Origin of the sequence: Chryseobacterium limigenitum (assembly GCF_900114875.1) — a bacterium.
Taxonomy (GTDB): domain Bacteria; phylum Bacteroidota; class Bacteroidia; order Flavobacteriales; family Weeksellaceae; genus Chryseobacterium; species Chryseobacterium limigenitum.
In genome coordinates, this window is the sequence record NZ_FPKW01000002.1 from 380,051 (window position 1) to 395,411 (window position 15,361).

The 15,361-nt window shown below is 34.7% G+C and carries 19 protein-coding genes; 16 read left to right on the forward strand and 3 right to left on the reverse strand.

The window, feature by feature from the left end:
* Positions 1-6: 6 nt before the first annotated feature.
* The 10 genes from BT156_RS04480 to BT156_RS04525 all read left to right on the forward strand — a co-directional run bounded on the left by BT156_RS04480 (position 7) and on the right by BT156_RS04525 (position 8,710).
* Positions 7-234 carry a hypothetical protein gene (locus tag BT156_RS04480; RefSeq protein WP_072407577.1) on the forward strand — a complete coding sequence of 76 codons (228 nt, stop codon included), beginning with the start codon at positions 7-9 and terminating at the stop codon, positions 232-234.
* 14 nt (positions 235-248) lie between these two features.
* Entirely contained in the window at positions 249-566 is a 318-nt protein-coding gene (locus BT156_RS04485) for a hypothetical protein (protein WP_072407579.1), read from the forward strand.
* Between the two features lie 2 nt (positions 567-568).
* A complete protein-coding gene (locus tag BT156_RS04490; RefSeq protein WP_072407581.1) occupies positions 569-982 on the forward strand; it encodes a PaaI family thioesterase in 414 nt (137 codons plus the stop codon).
* Between the two features lie 45 nt (positions 983-1,027).
* Positions 1,028-1,390 carry a four helix bundle protein gene (locus BT156_RS04495; RefSeq protein WP_072407583.1) on the forward strand — a complete coding sequence of 121 codons (363 nt, stop codon included), beginning with the start codon at positions 1,028-1,030 and terminating at the stop codon, positions 1,388-1,390.
* A gap of 45 nt (positions 1,391-1,435) precedes the next feature.
* Entirely contained in the window at positions 1,436-2,641 is a 1,206-nt protein-coding gene (pcaF, locus tag BT156_RS04500; RefSeq protein WP_072407585.1) for a 3-oxoadipyl-CoA thiolase, read from the forward strand.
* 141 nt (positions 2,642-2,782) lie between these two features.
* Positions 2,783-3,376 (forward strand): acyltransferase, encoded by a 594-nt coding sequence (locus tag BT156_RS04505; protein WP_072407587.1) that lies wholly within the window; start codon positions 2,783-2,785, stop codon positions 3,374-3,376.
* A gap of 68 nt (positions 3,377-3,444) precedes the next feature.
* Positions 3,445-4,272 carry an alpha/beta hydrolase gene (locus tag BT156_RS04510; RefSeq protein WP_072407589.1) on the forward strand — a complete coding sequence of 276 codons (828 nt, stop codon included), beginning with the start codon at positions 3,445-3,447 and terminating at the stop codon, positions 4,270-4,272.
* Between the two features lie 290 nt (positions 4,273-4,562).
* Positions 4,563-7,052, forward strand: coding sequence for a phenylacetic acid degradation bifunctional protein PaaZ (gene paaZ / locus BT156_RS04515; protein ID WP_072407591.1), 2,490 nt, complete (start codon positions 4,563-4,565; stop codon positions 7,050-7,052).
* Positions 7,053-7,241: 189 nt separating this feature from the next.
* Positions 7,242-8,021, forward strand: coding sequence for a DUF4241 domain-containing protein (locus tag BT156_RS04520; protein ID WP_072407593.1), 780 nt, complete (start codon positions 7,242-7,244; stop codon positions 8,019-8,021).
* A 2-nt stretch (positions 8,022-8,023) separates the two neighbouring features.
* Positions 8,024-8,710, forward strand: a complete 687-nt coding sequence (locus tag BT156_RS04525; RefSeq protein ID WP_072407595.1) for an SMUG2 DNA glycosylase family protein — start codon at positions 8,024-8,026, stop codon at positions 8,708-8,710.
* A gap of 108 nt (positions 8,711-8,818) precedes the next feature.
* On the opposite strand, the gene BT156_RS04530 is transcribed toward BT156_RS04525, so the two are convergent.
* The 3 genes from BT156_RS04530 to BT156_RS04540 are packed head-to-tail and all read right to left on the reverse strand — an operon-like array spanning position 8,819 to position 10,825.
* The gene (locus BT156_RS04530) at positions 8,819-9,649 is read right to left on the reverse strand and encodes a T9SS type A sorting domain-containing protein (protein WP_072407597.1); all 831 of its coding nucleotides are present in this window, start codon (positions 9,647-9,649) and stop codon (positions 8,819-8,821) included.
* 35 nt (positions 9,650-9,684) lie between these two features.
* On the reverse strand, positions 9,685-10,227 hold the full coding sequence (locus BT156_RS04535) for a phage tail protein (RefSeq protein WP_072407599.1): 543 nt from the start codon (positions 10,225-10,227) through the stop codon (positions 9,685-9,687).
* 49 nt (positions 10,228-10,276) lie between these two features.
* Positions 10,277-10,825 carry a phage tail protein gene (locus BT156_RS04540; protein WP_072407601.1) on the reverse strand — a complete coding sequence of 183 codons (549 nt, stop codon included), beginning with the start codon at positions 10,823-10,825 and terminating at the stop codon, positions 10,277-10,279.
* Between the two features lie 264 nt (positions 10,826-11,089).
* On the opposite strand from BT156_RS04540, the gene BT156_RS04545 reads away from it, so the two are divergent.
* The 6 genes from BT156_RS04545 to BT156_RS04570 all read left to right on the forward strand — a co-directional run bounded on the left by BT156_RS04545 (position 11,090) and on the right by BT156_RS04570 (position 15,354).
* Positions 11,090-11,854 carry an enoyl-CoA hydratase/isomerase family protein gene (locus tag BT156_RS04545; RefSeq protein ID WP_072407603.1) on the forward strand — a complete coding sequence of 255 codons (765 nt, stop codon included), beginning with the start codon at positions 11,090-11,092 and terminating at the stop codon, positions 11,852-11,854.
* A 229-nt stretch (positions 11,855-12,083) separates the two neighbouring features.
* The gene (locus BT156_RS04550; RefSeq protein WP_072407605.1) at positions 12,084-12,701 is read left to right on the forward strand and encodes a hypothetical protein; all 618 of its coding nucleotides are present in this window, start codon (positions 12,084-12,086) and stop codon (positions 12,699-12,701) included.
* A 59-nt stretch (positions 12,702-12,760) separates the two neighbouring features.
* Complete coding sequence (locus BT156_RS04555; protein WP_054511899.1) at positions 12,761-13,051, forward strand: winged helix-turn-helix domain-containing protein; 291 nt, start codon at positions 12,761-12,763, stop codon at positions 13,049-13,051.
* A 72-nt stretch (positions 13,052-13,123) separates the two neighbouring features.
* Positions 13,124-13,423: a hypothetical protein gene (locus tag BT156_RS04560; protein ID WP_072407607.1), complete on the forward strand. Its 300-nt coding sequence runs from the start codon at positions 13,124-13,126 to the stop codon at positions 13,421-13,423.
* Positions 13,424-13,440: 17 nt separating this feature from the next.
* Positions 13,441-13,926 carry a Coq4 family protein gene (locus BT156_RS04565; protein WP_072407609.1) on the forward strand — a complete coding sequence of 162 codons (486 nt, stop codon included), beginning with the start codon at positions 13,441-13,443 and terminating at the stop codon, positions 13,924-13,926.
* A gap of 57 nt (positions 13,927-13,983) precedes the next feature.
* Positions 13,984-15,354, forward strand: a complete 1,371-nt coding sequence (locus tag BT156_RS04570) for a DUF4153 domain-containing protein (RefSeq protein ID WP_072407611.1) — start codon at positions 13,984-13,986, stop codon at positions 15,352-15,354.
* The last annotated feature ends 7 nt before the right edge of the window (positions 15,355-15,361 follow it).

The following is a 15,361-nucleotide window of genomic DNA, read 5'->3' on the forward strand; positions in this document are numbered from 1 at the left end:
TTATTGATGAGTAGGTCAAGAAAGAAAACTCCCATAACAGGAATTACGACTGCAGTGACGGAAAAGAAAAATAAATTAGAAGCAAATCGAAAATTAAGAAGATTGAACAGAATCAAAATTCATAAAGGGGATTATGATTTATTTCAAATAAGAGAAATATCAAATGTTTGGGGTTTTGATAAAGATGGTAAAAGATATTTAAAAGATCCTGATAGAAAAGATTTGATGAAATAATTAATATTTTTTTCATGAATATATATGAATTCAGAGCCGAATTAGAAACAAGGCTTTTAAATGAAAAAGAATACATCATTCAAGAACTTTCTTCGATGAATGATGATCAGGAAAGACTTGGAATGTTGGGAATATTTAATGAAAAATATAAAGAGCTGATCAAAAGATTAGCTAATGAAAATGGTATTGACTTAAATGCTCCTTATCAAAATGAATCTAATCCGTCAAATTCAGAAAATCTTTCATACGAACAAATAATTTTTGGTAAAACCATGAGTATTTACGACAAATTGGTTGATGAATTATATGATAAAATAACAAGTGTAAATTAAAAATGAATCCAAGACAAGTTGCAGATTATATGTTCGATCAGGATTATTTTTCCCAATGGATGAATATCAAAATGATCGAAGTCAAAGAAAATTATTGTTTACTGGAAATGCCCATCAAAAAAGACATGATCAACGGGCTTAAGACGGTTCACGGAGGCGTTACGTTTGCTTTTGCGGATTCTGCACTGGCATTTTCGTCCAACAATTCCGGAGATGCAGCTGTTGCCCTGAACTGTATTATCAATTTTACCAAAGCAGGAAAAGAAGGCGATGTTTTCAGAGCAGAAAGTATATTAGTAAACGACACAAGAAAAACCGCTGTTTACGATATTAAAATTACCAATCAAAACAACGACTTGATTGCAAAATTCGTCGGAACAGTCTATAAAATCGGAAAAAAAGTAACAGAGCTGTAAACTCAATGTAGCAATGTAATAATTTACCGATCTAACAATTTAATAATGATAAATTTTGAAAATAATCCATTGATTCAGAAAACAGTTCAATTTTCGTTGGATATTATTGGATTTTGTGAATTGTTAGAAGAAAAAAGAAAATTTGTTGTTGCAAAACAATTGTTACGCTCCGGAACAAGCATTGGTGCAAATGCATTTGAAGCACAAAATCCTCACAGCAAAAATGATTTTATCAATAAGATAAAAATTTCAGCTAAAGAATTGGAAGAAACCAAATATTGGCTTTATCTGTGTAAGCATTCCAAAAATTATCCATTTGATGAAAAACTTGAACATCAAATTGTAGAATTAGGAAAAATTATTTATAAAATATTAAGTACAAGTCTAAATAAAAACCAAGGCATTTAACATTGTTATACTGTTACATTGCTACATTGTTAAATTAATTTAATTATGAACAACGTATATATCATAGATTACATCAGAACTCCTATTTCAAAATTACAGGGAGGATTATCGGAAGTGAGAGCTGACGATTTGGCGGCAGTTGTCCTTAAAGAAATTGTTGCAAGAAACCCCCAAGTTCCTGTTGAGGAAATTGAAGATGTTATTTTCGGATGCGCCAATCAGGCAGGAGAAGATAACAGAAACGTAGCAAGAATGGGTCTTTTATTGGCTGGACTTCCTTACAAAATCGGAGGAGAAACGGTAAATAGGCTTTGTGCTTCAGGAATGTCGGCGGTGGCAAATGCTTTCCGTTCAATCGCTTCTGGGGAAGGTGAAATTTATATTGCTGGTGGAGTTGAGCACATGACGCGTTCGCCTTATGTAATGTCAAAACCAAGTGCTGCTTTCGGTAGAGACAGCCAGATGTTTGATACGACTTTCGGATGGAGGTTTATCAATCCAAAAATGAAAGAATTATACGGAGTTGACGGAATGGGAGACACTGCTGAAAACTTAGCGGATATGCATAATATCAGCCGTGAAGATCAGGATAAATTTGCCCTTTGGTCACAACAAAAAGCGACTAAAGCTCAGGAAAGTGGAAGGCTTGCGGAAGAAATTGTAAAAGTTGAAATTCCACAGAAAAAAGGAGATCCAAAAATTTTCGATCAAGATGAATTCATCAAACCTACATCTTCAATGGAAGGTTTAGGAAAACTTCGTCCGGCTTTCAGAAAAGAAGGAACGGTAACTGCCGGAAATGCTTCAGGAATGAACGACGGAGCTGCTGCTCTTATTTTAGCAAGTGAAGAAGCCGTAAAAAAATATGGTTTAAAGCCAAAAGCTAAAATTTTAGGATCTTCCGTTGCAGGTGTTGAACCAAGAATTATGGGAATCGGGCCGGTAGAAGCAACTCAAAAACTATTGAAAAGATTAAATCTTTCATTAGAAGATATGGATATTATTGAATTGAACGAAGCGTTTGCCGCTCAATCTTTAGCGGTAACAAGAAGTTTAGGTTTACAAGATGATGATTCAAGAGTAAATCCAAACGGAGGAGCAATTGCAATTGGTCATCCACTTGGAGTTTCCGGAGCAAGAATCATCGGTTCTGCAGCCATAGAACTTCAAAAGCAAGATAAAAAGTATGCGTTGTGTACCCTTTGTATCGGTGTCGGACAAGGTTATGCAATGGTAATTGAAAAAGTGTAACTTTTTCAATAATGTAACAAATTAATAATGTAACAGTATAACAATGTATTAATGTAACAATTTTACACTCTGTCATGCTGAGCTTGTCGAAGCATCTCATTGGTAAACTGTTAGATTGATACATTGTTAAATTTAAAAACTATGAATATCTACTCATATCACGGCATTCGCCCCATCATAAAGCCATCCGCTTACATTCATCCACAAGCGGTGATTATAGGAAATGTGGAAATTGGTGAAGAAGTTTACATCGGTCCAAATGCGGTAATTCGTGGTGACTGGGGTAAAATTATCATCAAAGACGGAGCCAATGTCCAGGAAAACTGTACACTCCACGTTTTCCCGGGTATTGAAACTATTTTGGAAGAGTCTGCGCACATCGGTCACGGTGCGATTATTCATTCCGGACATATCGGAAAAAACTGTCTGGTTGGAATGAATGCTGTCGTTATGGATAAAGCAGTTATCGGTGATGAATGTATTATCGGAGCATTGGCTTTTGTCCCTGCAAATTTCAGATGTGAAGCAAGAAAATTAATAGTTGGAAGTCCTGCAAAAATTATTCGTGATGTTTCTGATGAAATGATTAAATGGAAAACAGAGGGAACAAGATTATATCAGGAGTTGGCAAGAGAAGGAAAAGATGCGATTTTGCCTTGCGAACCATTTACTGAATTTGTTCAGCAGATTCCTACCAAAGTTGTTGATTACAGTATTTGGGATGATGTAAAATAATTGCACCTATTTAAACCTCATAGGTTTTCAAAACCTATGAGGTTTGGAAAAGATAAAAAGAAATAAACATGTTTAAAAGACTTCTCATTTTCTCTAGTATTTTGTTTGCATTTCACAATGTGATTTTAGCACAAAACGGAAATGTAAAACCATTAACTATTGGAGAAATCAGAACATTTAAGTCTAAGATCTTAAATGAAGAAAGAACGTTAAATATCTATCTTCCCCAAGGCTTTGATAAAGCAAAATCTTATCCGATTATCTATCTTTTGGATGGAAGTATGAATGAAGATTTTATTCATGTAACAGGATTGGTTCAATTTTTTAATCAAATGTATGCAATGCCTGAAACAATAGTGGTCGGAATTGCCAATATTGATAGAAAAAGAGATTTCACATTTCACACCGATTTAAAAGATTTACAAAAAGATTATCCTACGACGGGACATTCTGATAAGTTTATTAATTTCCTGGAAAAAGAATTAAAACCTTATATCGAAAGTCAGTTTAAAACAACAGATACCTACATCTTCGGTCAGTCTCTTGGCGGACTTTTAGCAACAGAAATTTTGTTGAAAAAACCTGCAATGTTCAATAATTATTTTATCATCAGCCCGAGTTTGTGGTGGGATGATGAAAGTCTTTTAAAACAAGCAAATCAATTGTTAACTAAAATTCCGGATACTAAAAAATTCGTTTATGTTTCTGTTGGAAAAGGGGAACATCCGGTAATGATAAAAGATGCAGAAGATCTCTACGATATTCTTAAAAAATCAAATAAAAAAAACTGGACGGTAGAATATAAAATGATGGAAGGAGATAATCACGCAACGATTCTTCACAGAAGTTTGTATGAAGGGTTGGTGAAATTGTTTCCTTATCAAGAACCAAAGTAAATCAATGTCGAAATGATAAATTTCCTAAAGAAATATTGGTTTTTAATTTTGATTATAATAATTGCAATCAATTTTTCAGGGTTTTATTTAATTAAAAATTCACCGGACTTTTTAGATTTGATAGAACATGCGGAGTCAGATGAAATGATTCGAGATTTTGAAAGGAGCAAATTTAAATATGAGATGTCTTTTATTTTTATCTTATTATTAGATATCTCGGTAATCCTTTATGTTCCTTATTTGATTATTAGGAACATAAAATTAAATGTAAATAAAAAGTAAAAAACTATATGGAAAAATTAAAAAACTATATCCTCGGAGAATGGGTAGAAGGTACCGGAAACGGAATTCCTTTGTACAATGCCGTGACAGGAGAGCAGGTTGCTGTTTCTGATACGGAAGGGCTGAATTTTGAGCAGGCTCTTGATTATGGTCGAACAGTGGGTTACAAAAATCTTTCTTCAATGACGTTCTACGATCGCGGAGAAATGTTGAAAAAAGTGGCGCTTTACCTTTTAGAAAGAAAGAAAAAATATTACGAATTATCATATAAAACAGGGGCAACTCACGCAGATTCTTGGGTAGATATTGAAGGAGGTTTTGGTACTTTTTTCACTTACTCAGGATTGGCAAAGAGAATGCTTCCAAACACTCCATTTTGGGTAGACGGGGAAACTCAGAAAATTTCTGCTAACGGAACTTTCTTGGGAACTCATATTTTAACGCCAAGTGAAGGTGTTTCTGTACAGATCAACGCTTATAACTTTCCTGTTTGGGGAATGTTGGAGAAATTATCGACTTCATTGTTAGCGGGTGTTCCTTCGATTGTAAAACCGTCTCCTTTTGGTTCTTATTTAACCAACGCAGTTTTTCAGGATATGATCGAAAGTGGAGTTCTTCCTGAAGGGGCACTTCAATTGGTTTGTGGTGAGCCGGGAAATATTCTGGATTATGTTAAGGATGGAGACTCTGTATTGTTCACAGGTTCTGCAACGACGGGTAGAAAATTAAAATCTTTACCTTCCGTTTCAGGAAATGCTGTTCGTTTCAATATGGAAGCAGATTCTTTGAACTGTTCAATTCTTGGATTAGACGCAAAGCCTGGAACTCCTGAATTTGATTTGTTCATCAAAGAAGTTCGTACAGAAATGACAACGAAAGCCGGACAGAAATGTACAGCGATCAGAAGAATTATTGTTCCTGAAAACTTAATTGGTGATGTTCAAAATGCCTTGTCTAAAGCTTTAGATCAGACTAAAATAGGAAACCCATTAAGCAGAGATACAAGAATGGGTTCTTTGGTTGGAAAGCAGCAATACGATGAGGTTTTAAGAAAAGTAAATATCTTAAAAACCGAAAATGAACTTGTATATGACGGAAAACACGAACTTGTAGATGCAGACTATGAAAATGGAGCATTTATGAGTCCGAAATTGTTCTTAAATGATTCTCCTTTCACTAAAAATATCTCTCACGATGTCGAAGCTTTTGGTCCGGTTTCTACGTTGATGCCTTACAAAGATGCAGAAGAAGCTGCGGCCTTGGCAAAAAGAGGAAAAGGAAGTTTGGTAGGTTCAATTGTTTCTCACGATGAGAAATTCGTTGCAGAAACTTCTTGGAAAATGGCTTCTCAGCACGGTAGAATTTTTGTGTTAAACAGAGATAATGCGAAAGAAAGTACAGGTCATGGTTCTCCACTTCCTACGTTAATGCACGGAGGTCCCGGTAGAGCAGGCGGCGGCGAGGAAATGGGTGGATTGAACGGTCTTCATTTCTTTCTTCAAAAAACAGCAATTCAAGGTTCTCCGGATATTTTGACGGCGATCACAAAAGTATATCAGCAAGGAGCAGAGAAAAAGTATGCAGACAAACATCCTTTCCAGAAATATTTTGAAGATGTTGAGGTCGGAGATTCTTTGGAAACAGCAGGAAGAACGGTTACTGATGCAGATATCGTTAATTTCTCAAACGTTTCGTGGGATCATTTCTACGCACACACAGATGCAACGAGCTTAACGGGAACTATTTTCGATAAAACAGTTGCTCACGGATATTTCATCCTTTCCGCAGCGGCTGGATTGTTCGTTTCAGGGAAAAAAGGACCGGTTATTGCGAATTATGGATTAGAAAACTGTTCCTTCTTCAAGCCTGTTTATGCAGGAGATACGATTACGGTTTATTTAACGGCGAAAGAAAAGATCAACAGAGGAGTAAAAGGAAGAAATATTCCTTCCGGTGTGGTGAAGTGGCTGGTTGAAGTGGTGAATCAAAGGGAGGAAGTAGTTTGTGTAGCAACAATTTTAACATTGGTGGCAAAACATTCTCCTTTTATCGATCTTAAAAATGTTCAGAAAATTGTAAATGGCTTAACTGAAAATACGCAGCCAATTTGGGGCAAAATGTCACCTCAGCAAATGATCGAGCATTTGGAGCATGGCATTTTGGTAAGCTTAGGCGAACCGGAAGCTGATAAATGTTTCACTCCAGAAGAACAGTTGGAAAAATGGCAGGATTCTCTTTACAATCACAGAAAGATGCCAAAAGATTTCTCTGCGCCATTCTTAGCTGAAGATGAAAAGTTGTTAGAATTAAGACATAAAAATCTGGACTTTGCAAAACAGTCTTTCTTAGATAATCTGAAAAAATTCTCAGTGTATTATAAAGAAAACCCACAAGCTGAGCACATGAATTTTGTATTCGGAAAATTAAACAAAGAAATGTGGGAACTGATGCATAAAAAACATTTCACCCATCATTTTGAACAGTTTGGATTGATTTAATTCAAAATAAAATATAAATTTACAATCCCTTTTGGTTTTTACTGAAAGGGATTTTTTTAGTTATTAATCCTTATTAAGAATGAAAATGAAACATTTATTAAAGGATTAAAAGACGAAGAAGAGTTTGATGTAGACTAAATAAGCTGTATTTTTAATGCTTAATTGAACCAAATTTAAAATAGTAAGAAAATGAACGAAAACTGGATGCAAAAATGGGAAGAAGTAAAGGATATCATGGTTTGTCCTACAGACCTTGAAACCTATTTTACTTCGAATGAGATTCTGGGACAGAAAATGGAAACGATGGCCATCGGAAATGTTTCTCTTCCGTCCGGAAAAGTGGTGGTGAGAGATCCGCTTGTTTATCTGAGTTCTAATGAAAAACCTTATTTCATTCAGGCTCCGAAAGGAAATTTCCCTGTGACGATTGCGGTGGTAAAATCTGAAGATTGGGGCGACAGATATGCTGTTGTAAAGGTTGAATTTACCAAAGAAAAACCTGTTGTTTACCGTGAAGCCTTAATCGGAATTGAAGAATTGGAAGGCGTAACCGAAGACGATTTTTTCGGTTTCGGAGTTGATGCAGGTTTAGGATGTATAACTGATGCAGAAGTGCTTCCGTCTGTAGATAAGTTTGTTGCTGAGACGGATGTAGACAATGTGTACGATGATTATTTTGCCGGAATTTTTGAACAAAGCTATAAAGATCATCCAGACAATCAGAGAGAAGCAGGAGATTGGATCAACTGGACTGTTCCTAATACAAATTATCAGATTCCAATGTTTGCAAGTGGTTTTGGCGACGGAAGCTATCCTGTTTACTTTGCTTATGATGCCAGCGGAGATATTTGTGGGTTGTATATTCAGTTTATTGATATAGAATTGGCTTTAAGTGAAGAAGGAGACGAGGATGATGTAGACGGAGATGAGGACAATGAACCTGAGAACTTTATTTTCCTTAAAGATTAAATATGAATAAAACTTTTGCTGATCAAGTTGTTCAGTTCAATAAAAATCTGGAATATTCAGGAGATCTTCCCGATGGTTTTCAGGTCTTGAATCCATATTTGGATAATCCTGAAACGATGGAGGTCATGCAAAAGTTTTATCAAAAATATTATAACGATTCCAACAAAAGGAAATTCATCATCGGGATCAATCCGAGTCGTCATGGAGCAGGAGTGACAGGCGTTCCGTTCACCGATACAAAACGATTGGAAAACGTTTGCGGAATTACAATGAAATCTGCGTACACGCACGAAATTTCTTCCGTTTTTATGTATGATATGATCGAAGCATACGGTGGTGCAGAAGAATTTTACAAAGATTTTTATATCAATTCTCCCTTTCCTTTAGCGATTGTAAGAAAGGCAAAAACAGGATGGCTGAATGCTAATTATTATGATGATAAAAAACTATTCGAAGATGTAAAAGATTTTATGATTGATTCTTTAAAGAAACACATCAGTTTAAATCTCGATACTTCGGAAGTTTTTATTTTAGGAAAGAAAAATGCAGATTTTATTTCTAAGCTCAATAAAGAAGCCAGACTTTTTGATAGAATGACTGTTTTGGAACATCCGAGATATATTCAACAATATAAATTGAAAGAAAAGGAGTGGTATATTGATAAATATATTTTAGCCTTAAAAAAATAAGAATCCCCTGAAATAATCAGGGGATTTCTTCACTTATGTAATTAGAATCTTCGTGGTTGAAACTTATAGTAAAAAATTCATGGTTATTAGTTCTTTACCCTCAATAAGTTACTTTTTAATAATTTTATAAGACTCAGAAGCTGTTTTCATGATGTAAACTCCGGTCGGAAGTTCAGAAATATTAGCTTCATTGATGCCTTTTTTAATATCTAGGCTTTTTACCAGTTTTCCTTCCTGATTGTAAACCTCAGCTTTGGTATTTTCATCAGTCTTTATCGTAAGAGGGCCGTTTGTCGGGTTAGGATAAATGCTTGCCTGCTTGTTGATCACATTGGCTGCTTCACTGGTTGCTAAGACAATACCTGTATCTTTTACCCAAGTGAAAGCGTCAAGACCTATATAGGTATAAAGACCGCCAGCGGTAATTTGAAGCTGATCGATAATAATATTCGAATAGTTCTGACCATTAAGATTCGTTAAATCGATCAAAGTATATCCATTCGTAGAGCCTATACCGGTTGCAAAACCTGTACTTTTTGTCTGTGTATACTTTGTAACTCCGTTTAACTTACCTGTTATAGTAAGCGTGCCCGTTACTGTTTGATTTAAATTTGTATCAGATAAGAATACCCAAAATCTGTTAGCTTTATACAAGTTAGATGTTGTTTTGATGCTGAATGATGCTCCAACTGCAATATTTCCTGCTCCGGAATTATCAATATATCTATTGTCATTTGCGGTACCATTCCAACCTGTGTTTGGGTAGTTGGCCTGAATATCAAACCCGCCTACATGGGAAAGAATGTTGAAAATGACTCCGTTATCTGTGAAGCTTGAGCTTCCGTGAGATTCTGTTTCAAATTGTTCAGTGCTAGTCTGCGCAAAGGTAAAAGTAGAAATGAGCAGGCTACAGATTAAGAAAAAAGTAGTGCTTTTCATGATTTTAATTTTTTAGATGTTTATAAGAATATTTTTTATGATCTTGAAGGATAAATTCCTTCTACACAAATAATGTAGTTCATTCCTAAATATGGAGGCATATTTTCAATAGGCACGTTTGCTCCTGTAAAAGTAACTGAGGTTGCATTGATCACTGTATCCGGTGCAGTATCTACAAAACTTGGAACCGCAGTGAAGTCTCTGCCAACAGTTGTTCCTGAAACAGCTATGGATGAAGCTGATGATGGAGAAGCTGTTGTTGCATTAGATTTAGAAACTTTCAACTGGCTTACAAAAGTGGGTAAGTTTGAGTTAAGCAACGTTGTCGTTGGAGTTCCTCCTACCTCACCAAGATTTACTGATTTTCCTGTATTAGCAATTCCTGAACCGATTGGGGCACGGCCGTTTAGATTGGGTAAAGCAAAGTTTGTTGTACCGTTTCCTCCGTAAGTCGTTCCTAAAAGTGAATATAGGGCTTGATTTTGTGCAATACTTAATATAGCTCCGTTGCATGCTAAATATCCTCTTGGGATAAAGTTTCCTGCAAACATTTTGATGGTTCCTAAATATTCTTCCATGATATTTTCGTTTTAATTGTTGATTATTATTAATACTTATTTTTTTGAATTAAGGTCTTGAAGGATAAATTCCCTGAACACAAATAATGTAGTTCATTCCCATATAAGGAATCATATTATCGATGGGCAGGTTCTGTCCCATGAACATTACAGATTGTGGATTAAGAATTGTAACAGATGCTGGAGTTGCATTGTCGATGAAACTCGGTACAGCAGTAAAATCTCTACCAACAGTTGTTCCCGGAATTGCAATTGATGAAGTTGCCGATGGCGAAGCCGATGTTGCATTTGCTTTAGCAACTTTTAATTGACTTGTAATGCTGGGTAAGTTCATAGACATGATTGTCGTTTGTGGAGTTCCGGACTGTTCTCCCAATACATAAGTTTGATTTCCATTGCTTCCAACTCCTAAAGGATAACGACCGTTAAGGTTTGGCAAAGCAAAAGTTGTAATACCGTCGCCTCCATAGGTAGTCCCTAAAAGAGAAAAAAGAGCGGAATTTTGTGCAATACTTAATAATCTTCCATCGCAGAACATAAAGTTTACAGGGGCAAAGTTTCCGGAGAATGATTTGATGACTCCCATTAATTCTTCCATGATATTATTTTTTTCAGTTTTAAATGTTCCTACTCTTTTCTAAGGCTTTTCGGATCTCGCCAGTGTTTATGATGATTGTTTAACACAGTTCAAAGGAACGATTTATAGAAAAGCAGAAATAGAGTAGAAAATACCAAATTGAGGACTCCGTATTTTTACTGACTGCGTATGGTATATGATATTTTATTAAAGAATATTTGCTTTTTGTTCTCGGTAAAAGGTTCGTATTTAGTATTTTTGTAAGAATCTAATTATAACTAAAAAATGAACGAATTCGTAGTTTCAGAACTGAAAAACAACATTGCCGAGATCACATTCGGTACTCCAAAAAGTAATTCTCTTCCGGGAGCGATTTTAGAAAAACTGGCTCAGACCATTTTAGATGAAGGTGCTAGAGATGAGGTTAAAGCTATTCTTGTAAAAAGTGAAGGCGAAAAAGCCTTCTGTGCAGGAGCAAGTTTTGATGAGCTTTTGTCTATTGAAGAATTGGACGCTTCTACAAAATTTTTTGGAGGTTTTGCTAAAGTTTTGAATGCGATGAGAAATTGCGGTAAAATTGTTGTCGTAAGAGTTCAGGGAAAAACAACAGGCGGTGGAGTAGGTCTTGCTTGTGGAGCAGATTATTGTTTTGCAACGAAAGATTCAGCGTTAGCTTTAACCGAGATCAATTTAGGAATCGGACCATTCGTGATCGGACCATATGTTGAAAGAAAAATTGGGAAATCTCAGTTCTCAGCGATGGCGATTGATGCAGATTTCAGATCGGCAGAGTGGGCTGAACAGCACAATGTATATCATTCAGTTTCAGAGAATATTGAAGAAATGGATGTTAAGCTTGAAAAATTTATGCAAACGTTAGCCACAAGAAGCAGTGATGCTTTGGCTTTAATTAAAAAAGTATCTTGGGAAGGAACAGATCATTTCAATGAATTGATGCCTGCAAGAATCCACATGAGTGCAAGCCTGATCCTTGAAGATTCTGCAAAGAAAAATATTGAATCTATTAAAGAGAGGTTGAGAGCGAAATAAGTTTTGATCTTTTAAATAATATAGCCGCTGATTTATTCAGCGGTTTTTTTATGAATTTTAACTAAGAATAATGGTCAGTTTTGCTTCGCAAGTCAATTATGAATTTAAGATTTAATAGAAAATTGACAAGTGAAACCAATTGACTATTCACAATTCAGTTTTATCTTTTTTCAAAAAATATTTTGCAGATTAAAAATAAATTATAACTTTGTATTTCAAAGTTCTTTATATGGATTCAAAAAACTATCACGAAGATCTGTTGCATATTCGTTCTATGATGGAGCGTTCTTCCAGATTTATTTCACTGAGCGGATTATCCGGAGTTGTTGCTGGTTTGGCAGCGCTTATTGGTGCCGGTTATGTGTATGTTGTTTTTCAGAGAGAAGGGATTGACTATTTTGATGGTAACAGAAATATATTTAGTCCGGCCTTAGTTCGCGAATTGGTTATTATTGGAACTTTGATCCTGTTTGTCGCTGTTCTCAGCGGATATTTTTTTACCGCTAATAAAAGTAAAAAGAAAGGATTGAAAATTTGGGATGCTACAACCAAACGACTGTTATTCACATTTTGTGTTCCTTTAATAACGGGTGGAGTGGTTTGTTTAGCCCTTTTATACCATCATTTTTTCGTTTTGGTGGCACCCGCAACATTGATTTTTTATGGATTGGCTTTAGTAAATGCCGAAAGATATACTTTAACAGATGTAAAATATTTAGGATACTGTCAGATTGCTTTAGGCTTACTTTCCATATTTTTCTTGGGATGGGGATTGCTGTTTTGGGCGTTTGGCTTTGGCATTTTGCATATTGTGTACGGATTGATAATGCATAAGAAATATAAATAAAATATAAATTTGCGCCTCGGAGACTAATTCCGAAGGCCTGCAACCTATCACCTGAAATTATGATCAATATAAATCAACTCAATAAAGAATTCGAAAGCCGTGTAAGATTGGGCATTATGTCTGTTCTCATGGTCAACGACTGGGTTGATTTTTCAGAAATGAAGAGCCTGTTGGAGATTACAGACGGTAACTTAGCCAGCCACAGTAACGCCTTGGAAAAAGCTGCTTATATAGAAGTAAAGAAAGAATTTGTAGGTAAAAAACCTAAAACATCTTACAGAGTCACCCAAAGCGGGAGAGAAGCTTTTACAGAACATTTAAATATGTTGGAAAAATTAATAGGAAGATAAACTCTATATTTTTTTGGTTTAAAACTTTGTAATTCAAAGTTCTTTGCTTGAATAAACTTAAAAAAAATAAATATGAAAAACAATGAAATTTTATTAGTAGGAAAATCTATGTTTTGGGGCTCTTTTATATTAGGAAATATTTGCCTTTTTGGATATCTGTTTACAAAAAATGATGCCTTTGCGACAGGAGGATATATGCTTCTTATTTTTGGGTCAATTTTAAATTTAATAATTGCCTTCTGTCTGTTAATTGGTGGACTTATTAACAAAAATAAACTTGACATCTACCTAAAATCAATAGGTATCATTCTCATTAATATCCCTTTAGCAATAATTTATACCATAATAGGACTTAATATAATGGGATTTTAATTTAAAAATATAAACTAATGAAAAAATTACGTGTTCGCTTCTTACTTTTTGTGTACGACAAGACTCAAAAACTTTACAGAAAATATTTTAAAAAGAAGAAAAGAGAATGGCAGTTTAATGAAAAACAGTTACTGGAGTTCAAGGAAGATTCTTTAGGAAGAAGATTAGGTGAATTTTACAGTCGACATGGTTTTACAATGATTCCCAAAATGGAAAATCACGATGTTCATCATCTGATCACGGGTTGCGGAACCAATTTCGAAGACGAAATAGCCATGCAATATCTCCTTCTCGGAAACGGAAAAATGAATGCTCATCTTTTGGCAGCGATCTTTTTGGGAACCATTATTCTCCCTGAATACTTTAAAATGTACATCAATGCCTACAAAAAAGGACAAAACATGCGACCTTTTTATCATTGGGATTTTGAAAACCTTCTATGGCAGAATTTTGATCATCTGAAAGATTTTATCCAACAAAAACAACCTCCGGTATACTACTAAAAACCAAAAGCTAAACACTACACACTAAAAACAAAACACAACTCTAAATTCTTCATTATGAAAACACATCATTATATATTACTCACCACTTTAGCGTTCATCATCTTGTTTTACGATGAAAATGTAGGATTGAACCTAGGAATTCTAGGAATCATTTATTCAGTACTTACATTATATAAAACGCCTGAAAAAAACAGAACCAGAACATTTCTCATACTTTTTGTAACGAGCATTCTTTCCAGTATTGCTTTTGCATGGTATGGGGATTTTCCATCTTTTTTGGCTACTGCAAGTTCACTTTTGCTGTTGTCTTACAGATCAAAGAATAGAAGATTGAAAACCCTTTTTCTGGTTCCTGTTTTTGTGGTCAACTGTTTCACATTTATCTGTAGATTTTTTAGTTTTGATAAATGGCTGCCGAAAAGGAATATCTCCGGATTATGGCAAAAAACATTGGCTTTTGTACTAATTCCGCTTGTGCTGATAGCTATTTTCTTTGGAATTTATTCCGCTGGAAGCGACCATTTTGCGAATCTTTTTAAAAATATCGAATTAGATATTAACTTCTGGGAGCTTTTAATAATCACTGCTTTAGGTTTTTTCTTTGCATTTAATTATTGGAATTATTCGGTTGAAAAAACTATCTACAAAGAGAATCATATTTTGGATGATAATTTCTCGGAAGAAAATAAAATTCAGAAATCAACGTATTCTTTTCTTGATTTGGATGCTGAAAGAATGAGCGGAGTTATTTCCTTGTTTTCTTTAAATATTTTATTGATATTCTTTATCGCAACATACAACTACGAACAGTTTTTTGAATCGGTAAAAACACCCAATCAGCTTTCCGAAGAAACTCACGAAAGAGTAAATGCCGTGATTGTTTCTATTGTAATGGCAATTTTGGTGATTATGTTCTATTTTAAATCGAGTTTTAATTTTGATCCTAAAGCAGGTTTGATGAAAATTTTAGCCAAAATATGGATTTTGTTAAATGTAATTCTCGTTTTCTCTGCAATGATGAAGAACTATGAATACATTGTCAGTTATGGCTTTACGTACAAAAGATTAGGCGTTTGCGGATTTTTGATTTTATCATTAATTGGTTTGATCATGACCTTTATTAAAATTCAACTGAAAAAAAGAAATGCATTTCTATTTAATACAATGGTTGGGTACATGTACGGAACTATTTTGGTCTGCAGTTATTTTAATTGGGGCGGTTTTATAACCTCTCAAAATATAAGCAGAAATAATTTTGACTATTATTATCATAAAACTGAGGTTAATTTTAATGAAGAATATCTGTTAAAATATGCTGAAGAAAAGCATGATGACGTTATCAAGAAAGAAATTTTGGCAAGAGTAAAATATTATCGGAATGAAAGTTTTCTTTCCAAGGTTTTTTATTATCAAACCATTAAATAATCTGTTT

Coding starts and splice junctions, on each gene's coding strand:
- BT156_RS04480 (WP_072407577.1), top strand. CDS start 7: ATGAGTAGGTCAAGAAAGAAAACTCCCATAACAGGAATTACGACTGCA.
- BT156_RS04485 (WP_072407579.1), top strand. CDS start 249: ATGAATATATATGAATTCAGAGCCGAATTAGAAACAAGGCTTTTAAAT.
- BT156_RS04490 (WP_072407581.1), top strand. CDS start 569: ATGAATCCAAGACAAGTTGCAGATTATATGTTCGATCAGGATTATTTT.
- BT156_RS04495 (WP_072407583.1), top strand. CDS start 1,028: ATGATAAATTTTGAAAATAATCCATTGATTCAGAAAACAGTTCAATTT.
- pcaF (WP_072407585.1), top strand. CDS start 1,436: ATGAACAACGTATATATCATAGATTACATCAGAACTCCTATTTCAAAA.
- BT156_RS04505 (WP_072407587.1), top strand. CDS start 2,783: ATGAATATCTACTCATATCACGGCATTCGCCCCATCATAAAGCCATCC.
- BT156_RS04510 (WP_072407589.1), top strand. CDS start 3,445: ATGTTTAAAAGACTTCTCATTTTCTCTAGTATTTTGTTTGCATTTCAC.
- paaZ (WP_072407591.1), top strand. CDS start 4,563: ATGGAAAAATTAAAAAACTATATCCTCGGAGAATGGGTAGAAGGTACC.
- BT156_RS04520 (WP_072407593.1), top strand. CDS start 7,242: ATGAACGAAAACTGGATGCAAAAATGGGAAGAAGTAAAGGATATCATG.
- BT156_RS04525 (WP_072407595.1), top strand. CDS start 8,024: ATGAATAAAACTTTTGCTGATCAAGTTGTTCAGTTCAATAAAAATCTG.
- BT156_RS04530 (WP_072407597.1), bottom strand. CDS start 9,649: ATGAAAAGCACTACTTTTTTCTTAATCTGTAGCCTGCTCATTTCTACT.
- BT156_RS04535 (WP_072407599.1), bottom strand. CDS start 10,227: ATGGAAGAATATTTAGGAACCATCAAAATGTTTGCAGGAAACTTTATC.
- BT156_RS04540 (WP_072407601.1), bottom strand. CDS start 10,825: ATGGAAGAATTAATGGGAGTCATCAAATCATTCTCCGGAAACTTTGCC.
- BT156_RS04545 (WP_072407603.1), top strand. CDS start 11,090: ATGAACGAATTCGTAGTTTCAGAACTGAAAAACAACATTGCCGAGATC.
- BT156_RS04550 (WP_072407605.1), top strand. CDS start 12,084: ATGGATTCAAAAAACTATCACGAAGATCTGTTGCATATTCGTTCTATG.
- BT156_RS04555 (WP_054511899.1), top strand. CDS start 12,761: ATGATCAATATAAATCAACTCAATAAAGAATTCGAAAGCCGTGTAAGA.
- BT156_RS04560 (WP_072407607.1), top strand. CDS start 13,124: ATGAAAAACAATGAAATTTTATTAGTAGGAAAATCTATGTTTTGGGGC.
- BT156_RS04565 (WP_072407609.1), top strand. CDS start 13,441: ATGAAAAAATTACGTGTTCGCTTCTTACTTTTTGTGTACGACAAGACT.
- BT156_RS04570 (WP_072407611.1), top strand. CDS start 13,984: ATGAAAACACATCATTATATATTACTCACCACTTTAGCGTTCATCATC.